Source organism: Micromonospora sp. C95 (assembly GCF_018070465.1).
Classification (GTDB): Bacteria; Actinomycetota; Actinomycetes; order Mycobacteriales; family Micromonosporaceae; genus Micromonospora.
In genome coordinates, this window is the sequence record NZ_JAGPXT010000017.1 from 35,324 (window position 1) to 51,803 (window position 16,480).

At 68.0% G+C, this 16,480-nt stretch carries 10 protein-coding genes; 5 read left to right on the forward strand and 5 right to left on the reverse strand.

Features of this window, described 5'->3' with window-relative positions; all coding sequences use genetic code 11:
* Positions 1–3 precede the first annotated feature (3 nt).
* On the forward strand, positions 4–1,581 hold the full coding sequence (locus KBX00_RS19280) for a serine/threonine-protein kinase (RefSeq protein WP_210828939.1): 1,578 nt from the start codon (positions 4–6) through the stop codon (positions 1,579–1,581).
* A 44-nt stretch (positions 1,582–1,625) separates the two neighbouring features.
* On the opposite strand, the gene fxsT is transcribed toward KBX00_RS19280, so the two are convergent.
* The 4 genes from fxsT to KBX00_RS19300 all read right to left on the reverse strand — a co-directional run bounded on the left by fxsT (position 1,626) and on the right by KBX00_RS19300 (position 9,392).
* The gene (gene fxsT / locus KBX00_RS19285; protein ID WP_210828941.1) at positions 1,626–7,820 is read right to left on the reverse strand and encodes an FxSxx-COOH system tetratricopeptide repeat protein; all 6,195 of its coding nucleotides are present in this window, start codon (positions 7,818–7,820) and stop codon (positions 1,626–1,628) included.
* Between the two features lie 3 nt (positions 7,821–7,823).
* Complete coding sequence (locus KBX00_RS19290; protein ID WP_210828942.1) at positions 7,824–8,123, reverse strand: trypco2 family protein; 300 nt, start codon at positions 8,121–8,123, stop codon at positions 7,824–7,826.
* 176 nt (positions 8,124–8,299) lie between these two features.
* Positions 8,300–8,512, reverse strand: a complete 213-nt coding sequence (locus tag KBX00_RS19295) for a DUF397 domain-containing protein (protein ID WP_210828943.1) — start codon at positions 8,510–8,512, stop codon at positions 8,300–8,302.
* Positions 8,505–9,392: a helix-turn-helix transcriptional regulator gene (locus KBX00_RS19300; RefSeq protein ID WP_210828944.1), complete on the reverse strand. Its 888-nt coding sequence runs from the start codon at positions 9,390–9,392 to the stop codon at positions 8,505–8,507. Before KBX00_RS19300 ends, KBX00_RS19295 begins: the two co-directional genes overlap by 8 nt.
* Before the next feature lie 302 nt (positions 9,393–9,694).
* Here KBX00_RS19300 and KBX00_RS19305 point away from each other — a divergent pair, with 302 nt between their 5' ends.
* Together KBX00_RS19305 and KBX00_RS19310 are read left to right on the forward strand one after the other, a co-directional pair.
* The gene (locus KBX00_RS19305) at positions 9,695–9,994 is read left to right on the forward strand and encodes a hypothetical protein (protein WP_210828945.1); all 300 of its coding nucleotides are present in this window, start codon (positions 9,695–9,697) and stop codon (positions 9,992–9,994) included.
* Positions 9,991–10,194: a hypothetical protein gene (locus KBX00_RS19310; RefSeq protein WP_210828946.1), complete on the forward strand. Its 204-nt coding sequence runs from the start codon at positions 9,991–9,993 to the stop codon at positions 10,192–10,194. Before KBX00_RS19305 ends, KBX00_RS19310 begins: the two co-directional genes overlap by 4 nt.
* Here KBX00_RS19310 and KBX00_RS19315 read toward each other — a convergent pair.
* Positions 10,189–10,875 carry a hypothetical protein gene (locus tag KBX00_RS19315; protein ID WP_210828947.1) on the reverse strand — a complete coding sequence of 229 codons (687 nt, stop codon included), beginning with the start codon at positions 10,873–10,875 and terminating at the stop codon, positions 10,189–10,191. The genes KBX00_RS19310 and KBX00_RS19315 overlap by 6 nt on opposite strands.
* Before the next feature lie 379 nt (positions 10,876–11,254).
* On the opposite strand from KBX00_RS19315, the gene KBX00_RS19320 reads away from it, so the two are divergent.
* Positions 11,255–14,971, forward strand: coding sequence for an AAA family ATPase (locus KBX00_RS19320; RefSeq protein WP_210828949.1), 3,717 nt, complete (start codon positions 11,255–11,257; stop codon positions 14,969–14,971).
* A 217-nt stretch (positions 14,972–15,188) separates the two neighbouring features.
* A complete protein-coding gene (locus KBX00_RS19325; protein WP_210828952.1) occupies positions 15,189–16,478 on the forward strand; it encodes a serpin family protein in 1,290 nt (429 codons plus the stop codon).
* The last annotated feature ends 2 nt before the right edge of the window (positions 16,479–16,480 follow it).

The window sequence follows — 16,480 nt, forward strand, 5'->3', positions numbered from 1 at the left end:
CGGATGCGTGCGCAGGAGCGCGTTGCCGACCGGTACGAACTGACGTACCCGGTCGGTCGCGGGGGGATGGGCGAGGTGTGGGCCGGCTTCGACGAGAAGCTCGACCGGCCCGTCGCCATCAAGTTCCTCCGCAAGCTCGCCATCCTCGACAGTGAACGGGACGGCGCGGTCGAGCGGTTCATCCGGGAGGCCCGGGTCACCGCCCGGCTCGACCATCCAGGGGTACCCAGCGTCCACGACGTCGGGCATCACGGCGACGACCTATACATCGTCATGCAACTGGTGCCCGGCATGGTGGTGGCCGACCTGATCGCCGAGCGGGGACACCTCTCCGTGCCGTGGGCCGCCGCGATCGGCGCGCAGATCTGCTCGGTGCTCGCCGCCGCGCACGCCGCCTCGCTGGTGCACCGCGACCTCAAACCGCAGAACCTGATGGTCACCCCGGCCGGCTCGGTGAAGGTGCTCGACTTCGGGGTCGCCGCGCTGCTCGGCCCGGATGTGCCCCGGCTGACGGCCACCGGCCACACCCTCGGCACCCCGACCTACATGGCCCCCGAACAGGCGCTGAACAGCGCGGTAGGTCCCCGGGCCGACCTGTACGCGCTCGGCTGCATCCTGTTCGAACTGCTCACCGGCCAGCCGCCGTACCGGGCGAACACCGCGCTCGGCCTGCTGCACCGGCACATGAACGACCCGATCCCGTCGGTCGCCGAGCACCGGGCCGGGGTGGCGGACACTCTGGTCGACCTCGTCACCCGGCTGCTCGCCAAGGACCCACAGCATCGTCCGGAGTCGGCCGCCGCAGTGTACGAGGTGCTGGCCCCGCTCGGGGCGGTCGCGCCGGAACTGGCCGTCGACCTCGCGATGACCGTCGCCGAGGGGCAACGGGTCGACCCGACAATGCCCTACCGGTACCCCTTCGGGCCGCTGCCACCCCGCACGCCGCTGACGCCGACCCGCGTCGACGTCGTGCGGCCCCGGTCCGCGTCGGAGCCGGTGGCGCCGCCCTCCCTCGAAGAGCTGGCCGCCGTCGAGGAACGCGCCTGGGATCTGGCCGAGGAAGAACGGTTCACCCAGGCGGCCGAGCTGCTCGAAACGGCGCTCCGGCCGGTACGGAGAGGCCCCGACGCCAAGCAGCCGAGGATCCTGGAGCTGCGGCTGAACCTGGCCAACCTGTACGTGCTCGCCGGCGCGTACCGGCGGGCGCTGCCTGAGTTCACCCGGCTCGCCGAGGATCTGGCCGAACGGCCGGTGCCGGACCAGGAGCTGATCTGGCACTGCCGCCAACAGGCCGCCGTCTGTCAGGCGGAGCTGGGCGAAGCGAGCGCCGCACTGGCCGAGTTGCGCACGCTGCTCGCCGAGGGACAGCAGGTCATGCCGCACGACTCGCCCGAACTGCTCGGATTGCGGCAGCAGGTCGCGATGCTCACGGCCGGCATCGGCGATGTGATCGACGCACGGCGTCAGATCGACGAGCTACTCCGCGACGTGCGCCGGCTGCACGGCCCGCACTCGCCGGCCGCCGGGGAGATCGAGGTACTGCTGACCCGCATAGAACAATTGAGCAGGGCCGCTCGTTGAGGAGTGGAACGCGGTGGCCCCAGCCGAGCGGTGAACGTGTGGGTCTACAGTTGCGGAGGGAGGCGCAGCGGCAGCGGCTCCCGTACCGGAAGGACCTTGTCGCCGCGGCGGACGACGATTTTCCGGAGGCACTGTGAGAGTGGTGCTGTCGGATCTGGCACGCGCCCCGCGTTCTGGAAAACTCCCCGAAACATCCATCCTGGCCCATCGACTCCGATGAACAGCAGCTCGTTCTGACCGTCCTCGGTGGCAATTACCGTATGGAGGGCGACACCGTAATCTCCGACGATCTCCTCGACGGGCGAGTCTGATTCGGTCAGCTGTTGGGCTATCTCAGAACGTACTTCGTCCCAGATGCCTTCGTCCACCGGGGCGGCGAAAGCGCTTATCTGGAGCGCGCTGGTTTCGTGGACGAGGCGGACCTGTTGAACAGTCTGGTTCGAGTCGACGGACACCCGTACGTCAACTCCTTGGACGGCCGGTATCTGCAGGCTGCCGAGGTCGAGACGCTGTACCTCCGCTGATCCGGTCTGCCCATCAGGATGGCCACCAGCGCCGGCAAGGTACGCCTCTATCGTCAGCTCACTCATTGACCGAGGCAGGTCGTCGGCGCTTGCACCGACCAGGCGGACGTTCAGACTGGGGTGACGCTGGGTTCGCAGCGTGTCGGGGTGGTTCTCGCCGAGGATGGCCCGTCGTCGCTGCAAGGTGTCCTGGTGCAGGTCGCGGGCTTCGGCGTATTCACCCATCGCGTACAGCGTGACGCCTAGCTCGTGGGCGCTGAGCAGCGTATGGGGGTGGTTGTCGCCGAGGGTGGCCTTCCGTCGTTGCAGAATGTCCTGTTCCAGTTCACGGGCCTGGCCGTATTCGCCCATCACGTACAACGTGCCCGCCAACTCGTGAGCGATCCGTAGCGTGTCGGGGTGGTCGCCGCCGAGTGTGGCCCGCCGTCGCTGCAGAATCTCCTCCTCCAACTCGCGGGCCTGGCCGTACTCGCCGATGTGCCGCAGGTTGTGCGCCAGGTCCTGAGTGCTGCGCAGGGTGTCGGGGTGGTTGTCGCCGAGGGTGCTCTGGCGTCGCTGCAAGACGTCTCGGTACCGGTCCGCGGCTTGGGCGTACTCGCCCATCGCGTGCAGGGTGGTGGCGAGACTGTGTCCGGTGGTGAGGGTGTCGGGGTGGTTCTCGCCGAGGGTGGCCTCCAGTTGTTGGAGGATTCTCTTCTTGAGGTCGTGGGCCTGGTCGTAGTTGCCCATCTCGTGGAGGGTGACCGCGAGGGCGTGCTCGGTGGTGAGGGTGTCGGGGTGGTTGTCGCCGAGGGTGGTCTGGCGTCGCTGCGCGACGTCTCGGTACCGGTCCGCGGCTTGGGTGTACTCGCTCATCGCGTGCAGGGTGGTGGCGAGGGCGTGTTCGGTGGTGAGGGTGTCGGGGTGGTTTTCGCCGAGGGTGGCGTGGCGTTGTTGGAGGACTTTCCTTTTGAGGTCGTGGGCTTGGTCGTAGTTGCCCATTGCGTGGAGGGTGACCGCTAGTTCGTGTGCGCTGCGCAGGGTGTCGGGGTGGTTTTCGCCGAGGGTGGCTTCCCGTTGTCGGAGGACTTTCCTCTCGAGGTCGTGGGCTTGGTCGTAGTTGCCCATTGCGTGGAGGGTGACCGCTAGTTCGTGTGCGCTGCGCAGGGTGTCGGGGTGGTTCTCGCCGAGGGTGGTCTCACGTTGTCGGAGGACTTTCCTCTCGAGGTCGTGGGCCTGGTCGTACCTGCCCATGGCATACAGGGTGAGCGCGAGGGAGTACCCGGTGGCGAGGGTGTCGGGGTGGTTTTCGCCGAGGGTGGCTTCCCGTTGTTGGAGGACTTTCCTCTCGAGGTCGTGGGCCTGGTCGTAGTTGCCCATCTCGTGGAGGGTGACCGCGAGGGCGTGCTCGGTGGTGAGGGTGTCGGGGTGGTTGTCGCCGAGGGTGGTCTGGCGTCGCTGCAAGACGTCTCGGTACCGGTCCGCGGCTTGGGTGTACTCGCTCATCGCGTGCAGGGTGGTGGCGAGACTGTGTTCGGTGGTGAGGGTGTCGGGGTGGTTCTCGCCGAGGGTGGTCTCACGTTGTTGGAGGACTTTCCTCTTGAGGTCGTGGGCCTGGCGGTGATCGCCCATCGCGTGGAGGGTGATCGCGAGGGCGTGTTCGGTGGCGAGGGTGTCGGGGTGGTTGTCGCCGAGGGTGGTCTGGCGTCGCTGCGCGACGTCTCGGTACCGGTCCGCGGCTTGGGTGTACTCGCTCATCGCGTGCAGGGTGGTGGCGAGGGCGTGTTCGGTGGCGAGGGTGTCGGGGTGGTTTCCGCCGAGGGTGGCTTCCCGTTGTCGGAGGACTTTCCTTTTGAGGTCGTGGGCTTGGTGGTAGTTGCCCATTGCGTGGAGGGTGACCGCTAGTTCGTGTGCGCTGCGCAGGGTGTCGGGGTGGTTGTCACCGAGGGTGGCCTCCTGTTGTTGGAGGATTCTCTTCTTGAGGTCGTGGGCTTGGTGGTAGTTGCCCATTGCGTGGAGGGTGACCGCTAGTTCGTGTGCGCTGCGCAGGGTGTCGGGGTGGTTGTCGCCGAGGGTGGCTTCCCGTTGTTGGAGGACTTTCCTCTCGAGGTCGTGGGCTTGGTCGTAGTTGCCCATCGCGTGGAGGGTGACCGCGAGGGCGTGTTCGGTGGCGAGGGTGTCGGGGTGGTTTTCGCCGAGGGTGGTCTGGCGTCGCTGCGCGACGTCTCGGTACCGGTCCGCGGCTTGGGTGTACTCGCTCATCGCGTGCAGGGTGGTGGCGAGGCTGTTTCCGGTGGTGAGGGTGTCGGGGTGGTTTTCGCCGAGGGTGGCTTCCCGTTGTTGGAGGACTTTCCTTTTGAGGTCGTGGGCTTGGTCGTAGTTGCCCATTGCGTGGAGGGTGAGCGCTAGTTCGTGTGCGCTGCGCAGGGTGTCGGGGTGGTTGTCGCCGAGGGTGGCCTCCCGTCGTCGGAGGACCGTCCTCTCGAGGTCGTGGGCCTGGTCGTACTTGCCCATCGCGTACAGGGTGATCGCGAGGGCGTACCGGGTGGCGAGGGTGTCGGGGTGGTATTCACCGAGGGTGGTCTGGCGTCGCTGCGCGACGTCTCGGTACCGGTCCGCGGCTTGGGTGTACTCGCCCATCGCGTGCAGGGTGGTGGCGAGACTGTGTCCGGTGGCGAGGGTGTCGGGGTGGTTCTCGCCGAGGGTGGCCTCCTGTTGTTGGAGGACCTTCCTCTCGAGGTCGTGGGCGTGGCGGTGATCGCCCATCGCGTACAGGGTGATCGCGAGGGAGTGTCCGGTGGTGAGGGTGTCGGGGTGGTTCTCGCCGAGGGTGGCGTGGCGTTGTTGGAGGACCTTCCTTTTGAGGTCGTGGGCTTGGTCGTAGTTGCCCATTGCGTGGAGGGTGAGCGCCAGTTCGTGTGCGCTGCGCAGGGTGTCGGGGTGGCTTTCACCCAGGGAGGCCCGGCGTGTACGTAGCGCATCCTCGCCAACCTCGAGGGCTTGGGCGTACTCACCCAGGTGCCGAAGATTGTCGGCGAGTTCGTGTGCGCTGCGTAGGGTGTCGGGGTGATTCTCGCCGAGGACAGCCCGCCTCTGTTGCAGGATCTCCTTGTGCACGTCCGCGGCTTCGGCATATTTGCCCATCTCGTGCAGCGCGGTGGCCATGACGTGCGTGGACTGGAAGGTGATCCGGTGATTCTCGCCGAAGTGTGCCTTGACTGAATCCAAGGTTGTCTGTAGCACCTGTTGGGCGTCGGTGGTACGACCGATTTCGCTGGCGAGTTTCTCACGAGCAATTCGCAGGTTCACCGCTGACGGCATCATCGGCCCCACCAGCATCTCCGTCAGATGCATGGCCCGGTCTGCGGCGTCCAGAGCTTTCGCGCGCTGCCCGGCTCGGGCGTACACCTGGCTGGCCGCGATGCTCACGGACAGCGTTATCGCGTCCCTTTCGTCATCCGGTATCGGGGCCGCTGACAATGACGTCATCAACTGCTCGGTCAGTTCCAGAGCCTCAGGCAGCCGGCCGAGGGGGAGCAGACTCATGGCGAGGGCCGCCATCATCCTCATCCTCGCAAGCTGGCTACCTTCTGATGCCGCCATCGACAAACCCCGCTCAAGGAGCGAGCGTGCCAACTCGGGCCGACCGTGGCCGATGGCCAGTTCGGCGACGAGCGGGAGATAAAGGGACAGGACCTCCTGGCTGTCCGGCCCAAGTGCCTGCTCGGCGAGAGAAAAGGCCCGTTGGGCCTCGTCGAACGCGGCCTGCACGTTCCCGAGACCGCTCAGATAGAGAGCACACAGGGCATGTAGCGATGCTGCGGATTCCGATGTGGCCGAATCGGATCGATCATCTGCCTCAAGCACGAGGGCGTGTGGCAACAGTTCCTCGCCCTGTCGCCAGAGCTCGTCGGTTTCGAACATGTCCATAAAGGCTTGCAGGACCATGTCCATGGCCTGCCGGAGGCGCACGCCGCGAACTTCTTCGGTCATCGACGCTTTGATGTGTGATTGCAGGAGACGGTGCAGCTGTATCGCGCCTCCGGTGCGTTGGGCCAGCGAGTAGCGCCGGATGGCGCCGATGGCGCGATTCAGGGCGACCTCGTCGTCGGCGACCGCCCGGAGCGGCTCGTCGAATTCCTCGGCGTAGTCGCTTACAAGGTGCAGGGGAAATGGTTCCGGGGCCAGCAGGGATATCATTTCGAGAATGGCAAGAGCAGGCGGGTCTTCGTCCCTCAGGCGCTCAAGCGACAGATCCCAGACGGTGCTCACCCGCGCATCGGTGCCCAACACCTCGCCTTCGGCGAGCATGTCGCCCGGCCGCTCTCTGAGCATGCGGCGGTAATCTTCGACTGGCAGGCCAACAATTTCGATGTAGGCGGCGGCTTGTTCCAGCGCGAGCGGAAGGTCTCCAAGTTCCTCGGCGAGTTGCTCGGCCTGCTCCCTTGTCATCGACGCGATCCGCTGGCTCAGCAACGCCACCGACTCTTCGCGGCGCATCACGTGAATCTCGAGTCGCTCACCGACCGCCCCGAAGCTCGGGTTACGGGAGGTCACGATCACGTGCCCGCCCTCAAGCGCAAGTTGGTCGCGGAGGTTGTTGGCCGACTGCGCGTTGTCGAATATGAGCAACCATCGACCGCGTGCGGTGAGGGCTGCGGCAAGGTCGGACGGGCCGGAGCGATGGGTTATCCCTAGTTTGCTCGCCAGCAGCGCCAGTTGGGCCTTTGTCACCGCGGCGTGCTCGGCCGGGACCCACCACACGACGTCATAGTCATCGCGAAATCGGTGCGCGTACTCGATCGCGATCTGGGTCTTGCCGATACCGCCCATCCCGTACAGCGCGTGCAGCACTACCGCGTTGGCAGTCGTGAGCCGCCGGCGTAGCTCGGCCAGGCTTTCCTCCCGGCCGGTGAAACGCGGGTTCCTCGGCGGCATGTTCCATACTTGCTTCCTGGGAGAACCACCGGTGGCTTCGGCAGACTCATCGGGATCGGCGGGGGCCATCTCGTGTAGCCCGGTGACGTCGAGGGGCAGCCCGATCAATGCGTGAAGCTGGCCCAGAGCCGCAGGGTCGAGCACCTCGTACAAGCGGTCCACTCGGGTAGCCGACAGCGTGCCCAGGCCATCGGAGCGGTGATGTTCGCAGACTAGCCCGAGTAGACGGCCGTTGCTGAAGACGGCCGCACCTGACATGCCCTCCCACGGGGAAACCGCCGGGTCGGGATCACGCTCCGGCTCGGAGGTGATGATCGCCAACGTCCCTTCCCGACGATGCGAGAGCGCCGAGATCTCTCCGATCATGTGGAAGGAGTCGCGGTACTGCTGGGCCCGACCATCTGGCAGTCGCCGAACGCGGTCGTCTCGCAGCTTGGAGCGGGGGAAGCCCACCGCGCTGCAGGTCAGGGTGTGATCCTCGTCAGCCACGAGACCGAACGCGAGCGGTGCGACCGGACCTGTGTCGGGCTCGGGCACGAGGGCCAGAACGGCCAGGTCCACTTCCGGGTTCATCCAGGCCACCGCTGCGTCCGCGACCCATTCGTCGGGTCGGTCGGCGGAGAACCGTACTTGTAGGCTCGCGGCGTTCTTCACGACGTGCGCGGCCGTGATGACATGACCGGGCGACGCCCGGTAGCCCGATCCTCGGCGTCCTGGCCCGGTTCCCTGGACCTTTACGATGACCTCGGCAACTCGGCCGATATCGACACTGGCCCGCGGGGTTCTCGGCACAGTCACCCCTTAGCGCTCTCGTTCGGCCTCTTGCCCGGAGACGTATGGTGGCAGGCCGGAGCTACCCACGTGTGGTTTCAAGGTCAGCTTCACGGTCTGGACGGACGACCTGGCCACCGTCCCCTCGCCGCCGAGCTCCAGCACCCAGAAGCGCGCTTTGGCTGCGGCGTTGGCCGTCTTCTCGACCCCGACAGACACTTCAATCTCGATCGGACCCAGCTCGAAGCGCAGGCCATCCTCGGGGGCCGCGGCAACCGCGGTCTCCAATTCACGGCGCAGCTCACGAACGAAATCTGCCAGCTCGATCACGGACGGCTTCCCCCAACTGGTCCAGGCGGCGATTCGAAGCGCTTGGCGATCATTGCAGGGTGGCGAGTTCACCCAGTCTCGCCAATGAGACTGCCGAAGACACCCACCGATTGGGCCGGTGCGGTAACCCGCTCGGCCTTGTTCTCTCGTCCATCGAGCCGTTTCGTCGGGTGTGGCTACAAACCTCGGGGAGCGGGCCGATCACCGCCGATTGCGGAGACGAATGCGGACCAGGTTCCTGGGGTGAAGGTCAGGGTAGGCCCACCCCGATCCTTGGAGTCGCGTACGGCGACGAGGCCGGGAAGGTTGTCGGCGACCTCGACGCAGTCACCGCCGTTGTCGCCGCTGCGGGTGCTCTTGCGCCAGACGGCGCCGGTCAGGTCAGTCATGCCGGATCTCCCCGATGAGCCTTTTGATCATGTCCTTCGATTCTGCCTCGCCGAGGGCGAGCGCATCCAGTCCCCGCCAGACCCGTTCGTATGCCGCCAGTTCGTCGGGCTTGTCGAGATAGAGCGCCCCGGTCAACGACTCGCTGTAGACCACCGACGGTTCCGGCGCGGTGCGACCGCCCTTGGTGGGAGGGAAGTCCAGGATGACGAAGGATCCGGCGACCGCACCGGGCTGCGGCCCGGCGGACAGTGGTAGCACCCGCACCGACAGGTTCGGCAGGTCGGAGAGCTTGAGCAGCTGGTCGAGCTGACCGCTCATGACCATCGGGCCGCCGACACCGCGTCGGAGCACCGCCTCGGACAGCACCGCGTCGAGCCGGGGAGCCGCCGGCAGCCGTCGGACCAGCAGGCCCTGCCGCTGGAGTCGCACCTGGACGGCCCGCTCTCGATCCTCGTCGCTCAGCCGCCCGCCGAGACGGTAGAGCGCGTGCGCGTACTCCTTGGTCTGAAGAATGCCCGGGATCAGAGACTCGTCGTATCGGCGCAGGTGGGCGGCGGCGGATTCCAGGCCGACGTACAGCTCGAACCAGCTCGGCACGGCGTCGCCGTAGGCGTGCCACCAGCCCTTGGACTTCGTCTCGACGGCCAGGCCGCGCATCGCCTCGGTCATCTCCGGGGACACCCCGTACAGCTCGCACATCGCCTTGACGTCGAGCACCCGGACGGAGCCCATGCCGCATTCGAGCCGCCAGATCTTCTGCCGGCTGTATTCCAGGGCCTCGGCGGCGGCGTCGAGCGTCACCCCCGCCTCGTTGCGGAACTGGCGCAGCAGCCGGCCCAACTGCCGGCGCGGCACCGTCGATCCGAGGTCCTCGGCCATTCGCACACTCCCTGGTTCCATGTCGCAACACTGCGTCACCTGCCGCTGTAACCCTTATCGGTTCCGGCAAAGAAAGTCAATGCATAAGCACGAAATTCAGCGTCGGAACGTTGCGCATCCACTGCGGAGCGTTCCAGGATGGTCACAGCGCGGCGGCCGGCCGATCCCCCCGGACGGCCGCCGCGCCCCGATCGCACTCTCCCGTCCAACGTGGAAAGGCAGCGACATGACGTTCCTCGAACGGGTCGCCGGTGAGTTGGCCACCGTCCAACCGGGCCTTGCTGCAGGGCAGGTGAAGGCACATGGGTAGGCGGTGGAAGTGGTTCCTGCGGCCCGGGGAGGTCACGTTGGACCTGACCGGGCAGGCGGTGCCGGACGGGGACGTACCGGGCCGGTTTCGGCGGTTGGCGGTGGAGCATGTCGTACCGGAGCTGCGGGTGACGTCGCGGTGCGACGGCGCGGAAGTCTACGAGGTTCCCGAGGAGCGGCCGGCGACGTCCTCGGCGCGGAACCAACGCCCGAGCCGCTACGACCCGGACCGGACCGGGGAGCGCAATCGGGGACGGGCGATCGCGCGTCGCCTGCGGACATACCGGCGATGAACGCCTTCGACCTGTCGCCCGCGCAGATCCGCAACCGGCTGATCCTGCGGGCCCGGCAGTCGGCGATGGCCGACCGGACCGCCCCGCACCACGAACGGCACCACCGGGGCGAGGTGGTACTTGTCGTGCGGGTCCGGCTGGACGTCAGCCGGCGCGGTGACCGGCCGTGGGCGTTCCACGACGGCTTCGACGAGTCATGACCAGGCCGGCGGGGGATCGCCGAACGCGCGACGGGCGGCCCGCACCGCCAGGGTGGCGAGGGCGGCGTTGGCGCCACCACCGATCACGGCGCCGATCCCGAACGGCGCCGCTCGACCGAGCACGATGATGCCCTGCTTGGTCCCGTACTTCGTGATGAAGTTCCGGCCCAGGATCTTGTTGATCTGCCGCAACGTCTCAAGCGGCACCTTGGCGACCACCTGGCGCCCCCAGTGCTGCCCGGTGCGCTCGGCGACCTTGGTGATGGTGGCGGAGCCGCTTCCGCCGAGCATGATTCCCATCACGAGCGTCCGGCGACGCTCGACCTCGTCGATGGGAACTCCGTGAACCTCGGCGATCGAGAGCGCGAACAGGGCGCTCAGCTCAAGCGATGAGAGGGCCTCGCCGGCCGACAGCGCCAGCGCAACACCGGTGCCGACACCCGGCGCGGCGGCAGCCCCGCCGACCGCCGCACCCGTACCGGTCAGGGCGCTCACGTACATCCGCTCCAGGGTGCGAATCACCTGCGCTGGCGTCGCCTCCGGATTCCGCTGGCGGGCCCGGGCGATGTTCTTGCGCACCAGCGAGCCCTGGGCGTCGATCGCCTTGTCCAGGAGGTCGAGGACGCGCTGCCCGGCAGCGGCTGCTGCCGGAACCGGCCCGTCGAGGGCATCTGCTGCCATGCGGTGAACTCCCTGATCGAGACGACTGCCGGAGGCGGCTGGACAGCGCCCCTCCCGGGTCGCGATGAGACAGATTAAGGGGTGGCGGGGCCACCGTCTGTTGTCAGACTCCTGACAGTTCGCGGTCCTGGCGGGAATTCGCAGTGTGGTCGCGACCGCGTGTGCGTTACCGGCGGACCTTGACTTTTCCTCCCGACCTGCGGAAATCGAGATCGCATGCCCGGTCATGCCATCGACATCGATCGTCAGAATTCGACGTGTCGAATGACTTTTCCGCCTGCGACGACCGGTCTGTCTCTTGGCTACGATCGGCGCCGCGCAGACGGTCCTCGCTGTTCAGGACCCTTCGATGGCCCCCTCTTCGGCGTGTGGAGCGATGATGCATCACCTGACGGTTCGCGTTGCCTGGCACGACAGCGAATGGAACGGTGCGGTATGCCGTGACCCCCGTGGGAACCCGTACTGCCTGGACCTCGATCGGATTCGTGCGGAGCGCAACGACGCTCAGGAGGAGGCCGCCGCTGGGCGCTCCTTCGCCGAACTCGACCTGACCAAGCGGCCGGCCTGCGTCGCCGAGTCGGGGGCGTTCATGAACTCGACGCCCTGGGTGCGTCAGTTCAAGCACCCGTACGCGGAGCTGAAACCAACCGCGGCCACCCACGGCCAGCTGCGTCCGACGTCGGTGAAGGTTCCGGAGTTCTCCACCTTCGCGGTCCCGTTCGCCTGGATGTTGCGGAAGCGCTCGGCGGAGATCGAGAACCGGCTTCCCGAGCCCCTGTCGCCCGACGAGGAACCGCCCTTCTCGTCGCCGTGGGTGTTTCCCGCCGCCCGGCAGCGGGAGCTGCTCGGCGCGTGCTTCCGGCGGGTCACGCCGGGCAGTTCGCTCGCCGTCTTCTACACCAAGTCGGGGCACCCGCTCGGCGATCACATCAACCGTCTGGTCGTGGGCGTCGGCCGGATCGACGCGATGCGCGGCATCATCGAGTACGACGCACCTGCCGGCCAGCCCACCTATCCCTTGTGGGATCGACTGATCAGCCACTCGATCCGACCGGACGGCACCGAGGGCTTCCTGCTGCCGTACCACGCCTACCTGAAACCGACCGGCGACCCGGCCGAGGACGCGCGCCGCCGCGAACTGCTGGCCGAGATCACCGTCGCCCCCGACCACGCGCAGCTCGCCGACTTCTCCTACGGCAGCGAGGTGGTCACCTCCGACGTCCTCCTGTCCGTTCTGGAGCGGTCGCTGGAGGCGGTCCGCGCAGTCATCCGGCACGGTGTCGCGTCAGGTCCGTGGACCGAACGGGAGGAGTGGCTCAACGCCCGGATCGCCGAAGCGTGGGCCGATCGGGGCGCGTTCCCCGGTGCCGGTGCTGTGCTCGAGGCGATCGGCCTGCGCCTGGCGACATCGTTGCTGCTTGAGCTGAGCCGCGACGGAACACTGCGCCCGGCCGAAGACCCGTGGCCGCTGCTGGACGCCCTGCTGTGCGGCCGACGCCCGGCCCCGAAGAAGGTCTACGAAGCGGACCTCGCCGCCGCCCGCAACACCTGGACGGCGATGCCCCGGGCACGGCGCGACTTCATCATGTTGCTGAGCCGGTTCGCCCTCACCACCTCGGCCGCCCGCCGCTGGCTGGAGCCGGCCCTGCGCACGGCCGCCACCGAACGGCCGGTCTCCGATCTCGACGTCATCGGCAACCCGTACCTGGTCGCCGAGGTCGACCTCGGTGGCCGGGACGACCCGCCGGTCTCGCTCGCCGTGGTGGATCGTGGCCTGCTGCCCGATCCGACGGTCGCGGTGGCGGCACCGCTGCCGTCCCCGAGCCGGGTCGACTCGCCGGGCGACGCGCGCCGCGTGGAGGCGGCCCTCGTCACCGTCCTGCGCGCCGCCGCCGAGGAGGGGGACGCGCTGCTCTCGGTCGACGAGGCGCTCAGCCGGGTCACCGACCTCAAGCTGAGCCCACCGCTGACGGTCTCCACCGACTGGATCAACGGCAACATCGGCGCCGACCATCGGATCCTCCGCCTGGTCGACCTGCCCACCGGCGACCCGACGGCGCCGATGCGCTGCCTCCAACTGGCCGATCTCACCGAGCGGGGCCGGTTCCTGACCAAGAAACTTTCCGTCCGCGCGGAGCGGATCCTGCCCAGCCTGAACGAGGACTGGCAGACCCTGCTGCGGCAGGCCATCACCGATGGTGGCGGGGAGGTGGACGAGAACAACGAGCGGCACCGCACCGCTCTGGCGGAACAGGCCGTGGCGCTGGAGCAGATCACCACCCGAAAGCTCTCGGTCCTGGTCGGCCCGGCCGGCACCGGCAAGACGAGCGTGGTCGGCGCGCTGCTGGCCTCCGCGAAGCTGGCGGCCGACGGCGTGCTGCTGCTCGCCCCGACCGGCAAGGCGACGGTCCTGCTGGCGCAGAAGACCGGGGCACGTGCCCGCAACATCGCCCAGTTCCTGCACAGCCTCAAGCGCTACGACGGGCAACGCCAGCGGGTGCGGTTCACCGGTGACTCGCCCTACCGCCAGGAACGCACGGTGGTGGTGGACGAGTCTTCGATGCTCACCGAGGACCACCTGGTCGCGCTGCTCAAGGCACTCGACCTGGGGCACGTCCAGCGCCTGATCCTCGTCGGCGACCCGAGCCAACTGCCGCCGATCGGCGTGGGCCGCCCCTTCGCCGACCTGGTGGCCTACCTCGCCGGGGCACAGGGTGCCACCGATCCCGCCGTCGCGGCGCGCGCCGACGCGCTCGCCCGGCTCTCGATCGAGCTGCGTACCCAGGACGACCGCTCGTCGGACATCCTGCGGCTGGCGGCGCTCTACAACAGCGAGACGCAGCCGGTCGATGCGGACTCGGTACTCGGCGAGTTGGCGTTGAACGCCGGCGAGCAGGGGGCGGGTGACGGTGCGGGTGGCAAGGATTCCGACCTACGGTTGGTGTTCTGGGAGACGACCGAGCAGTTGCGCGCCAAACTGCTCGACGAACTGGCCGCCGCCCTGGGCATGACCGATCCGGACGACGCGCAGGGTTATCACGCCGCACTCGGCCTGACCGAGCAGGGCTGGGTGCCCTTCGGCGACCACAACGGCGCGACGGGATTCCAGGTGCTCTCGCCGGTGCGGATGCGGGAGTGGGGCACCTTCGAACTCAACCGTCTCCTGCAGAGCCACTTTCGGGGTGCTGAGCAGCGGCGCGTCCGGGACAGACGGGGCCGCAGCTACGGACCGGAGGAGATCGTCCGACTGGACAAGGTCATGCTGGTGAGCAACGGCACCCGCGACGGATACGACCACGGCGCCAAGCACAAGGTCAGGGACTATCTCGCCAACGGTGAGGTCGGTCTTGTCGCCCGGGAGAGCGGCGGCTGGTTCAAGATCGCCTTTGCCGGCCGCGAGAGGCGGCACTTCGACTTCTGGGCGGCCCCCAACAGCGCGGAACGCGTCGACCTGGAGCTGGCGTACGCCCTGACCGTGCACAAGGCGCAGGGCAGCGAGTTCAAGACCGTCTTCATGGTGGTGCCGGAGCAGAGCAAGCTGCTGACCCGGGAACTGCTCTACACCAGCCTGACCCGGGCCCGCCAGCGGCTGGTCCTGTTGGTACAGGGCCACGACGCCCGTCAACTCCGGGAAATCGCGCAACCGGAGCACAGCGAGACCGCCCGGCGCAACACGAACCTGTTCACCGGCGGCGTACGACTCACGCACCTCGGGGTGCCGTTCGCCGAGCACCTGATCCATCGCACCGCACGGGGCGAGCTGGTCCGCTCCAAGAGCGAGGTGGTGATCGCCAACCTGCTGCACGCCGCCGGCCTGGACTACCGGTACGAACGGCCGCTGCCCGGCGAACGTGTCGGCGGCACCGTGCACCCGGACTTCACCTTCGACGACGCGGGTGACGACCCGATCATCTGGGAACACCTCGGCATGCTCGACCGACCGGGCTACCGCGCCTCGTGGGAGCGCCGCCGCGACTGGTACGCGGCCAACGGCTTCGAACTCGGCCGGAACCTGTTCGTCTCCGAGGAGTCCGGCACCGGCATCGACTCGGTCGCGCTCGCACAGCAGATCGAGCAGATCCGGGACCTGCTGTGACGGCCCGTCGAGGATCAACCGCTGCCGGCGAAGCCACTGGCTTGCCCCAACCTCCCCGAGCAGCAAGATGGGTCCTGATGCAGGAGGACCAGAGTTCCGTCGCCTCGTTTCCCTTCCTGGGGCGGGTGTTGTACGCAAGTAACGAACATTGGTTAACTTCGATGCATTTTGGACCTTCGCCCGTCACTGTGCGGTAACACTGCTCTACCGTCGGGACATGGTCTCGCGTCGATCGATTCTCGGAGCGGTGCCACTCGCCGCCGCCGCCCTGACCGCCGCCCCGGCTCACCCCCGCTGGCTCACCGGAGCGTCCGCGTCCAGCGATCCGGTACGCGTACCCCCCGACCCGGCCACCATGCAGGCCGCCGCGACAGCGGTACGTGGCTTCACCGCCGACCTCTACCGCACGATCGCGGCGAGCCAGGTCGGCGGCAACGTGGTGTGCGCGCCGTACTCGGTCCAACTGGCCCTCGCCATGGCCAGGGCGGGTGCCGGCTCGACCACGGCGGACGAGATGGATGCCGTGCTGCACGCGCCGCAGCCACGACCCGGCACTCTCGACAGTGGTCTGAACACCGTCGACCAGTCGCTCGCCGAGCGGTTCCAGGACGGCGACGGTGTGCGGCAGCCCCGGGTGACCACGGCCAACGCCGTGTGGACCCGGCTCGATCTGGGCCTGCGATCCGGCTTCCAGGACACCCTGGCCGGCTACTACGGTGCCGTCGCGCATCCGGTGGACTTCCGTGGTGCGCCGGAGGCGGCCCGCCAGGAGATCAACACCTGGGTGTCCGATCGGACCAACGCGAAGATCCCGGAGCTGTTGGCCCCGGACACGGTGCGCCCCGACACCAGCCTGATGCTCACCAACACGGCCTACCTGAAGGCGGCCTGGTACTACCCCTTCAGGGCGTCGGCCACGGTGGAGGAGCCGTTCACCCGGGATGACGGCACCGTCGTCCAGGTGCCGATGATGCGCGGCCCGTTCGACCGGATGGGGCACGTCCTGGGCGACGGTTGGCGGGCGGTCGACGTGCCGCTCGCGGGCGACGGGCTGGCCATGGCCGTCGTCATGCCGACCCGGGACGACCTCGCCGCGGTCGAGGCGAACCTCGACGCGGCATGGCTGAGCGCGTTGTTCGCCGGCTTCCAGTTCACCGACATCCAACTGCGGATGCCCCGGTGGACGTTCCGCCTGCCCGCCCAGTTGGGCGCGGCGCTGAGCGGCCTCGGCATGCCCACGGCCTTCACGCCGTACGCCGACTTCGCCGGCATGAGCACCACCGACCCGGACCTGTGCATCGACGACGTGGTGCACGAGACGTTCATCGGCGTGGACGAGAAGGGCGTCGAGGCGGCAGCCGCGTCGGCCGTCATCATCCGGCCACCGTCGATCCCGCAGGGACCGCAGTTCTTCCTGAACCGGCCGTTCCTGTACGTCATCCACGACCGGGTCACCGGCGTACCGCTGTTCATCGGCCGGGTCCACGACCCGCTGGTCAGCGGTTGACG

Excerpts from the sequence above, each read along its gene's own strand:
- KBX00_RS19295 (WP_210828943.1), bottom strand. The coding sequence starts at position 8,512 with ATGACTGACCTGACCGGCGCCGTCTGGCGCAAGAGCACCCGCAGCGGC.
- KBX00_RS19300 (WP_210828944.1), bottom strand. The coding sequence starts at position 9,392 with ATGGCCGAGGACCTCGGATCGACGGTGCCGCGCCGGCAGTTGGGCCGG.
- KBX00_RS19280 (WP_210828939.1), top strand. The coding sequence starts at position 4 with ATGCGTGCGCAGGAGCGCGTTGCCGACCGGTACGAACTGACGTACCCG.
- KBX00_RS19310 (WP_210828946.1), top strand. The coding sequence starts at position 9,991 with ATGAACGCCTTCGACCTGTCGCCCGCGCAGATCCGCAACCGGCTGATC.
- KBX00_RS19320 (WP_210828949.1), top strand. The coding sequence starts at position 11,255 with ATGCATCACCTGACGGTTCGCGTTGCCTGGCACGACAGCGAATGGAAC.
- KBX00_RS19315 (WP_210828947.1), bottom strand. The coding sequence starts at position 10,875 with ATGGCAGCAGATGCCCTCGACGGGCCGGTTCCGGCAGCAGCCGCTGCC.
- KBX00_RS19325 (WP_210828952.1), top strand. The coding sequence starts at position 15,189 with ATGGTCTCGCGTCGATCGATTCTCGGAGCGGTGCCACTCGCCGCCGCC.
- KBX00_RS19305 (WP_210828945.1), top strand. The coding sequence starts at position 9,695 with ATGGGTAGGCGGTGGAAGTGGTTCCTGCGGCCCGGGGAGGTCACGTTG.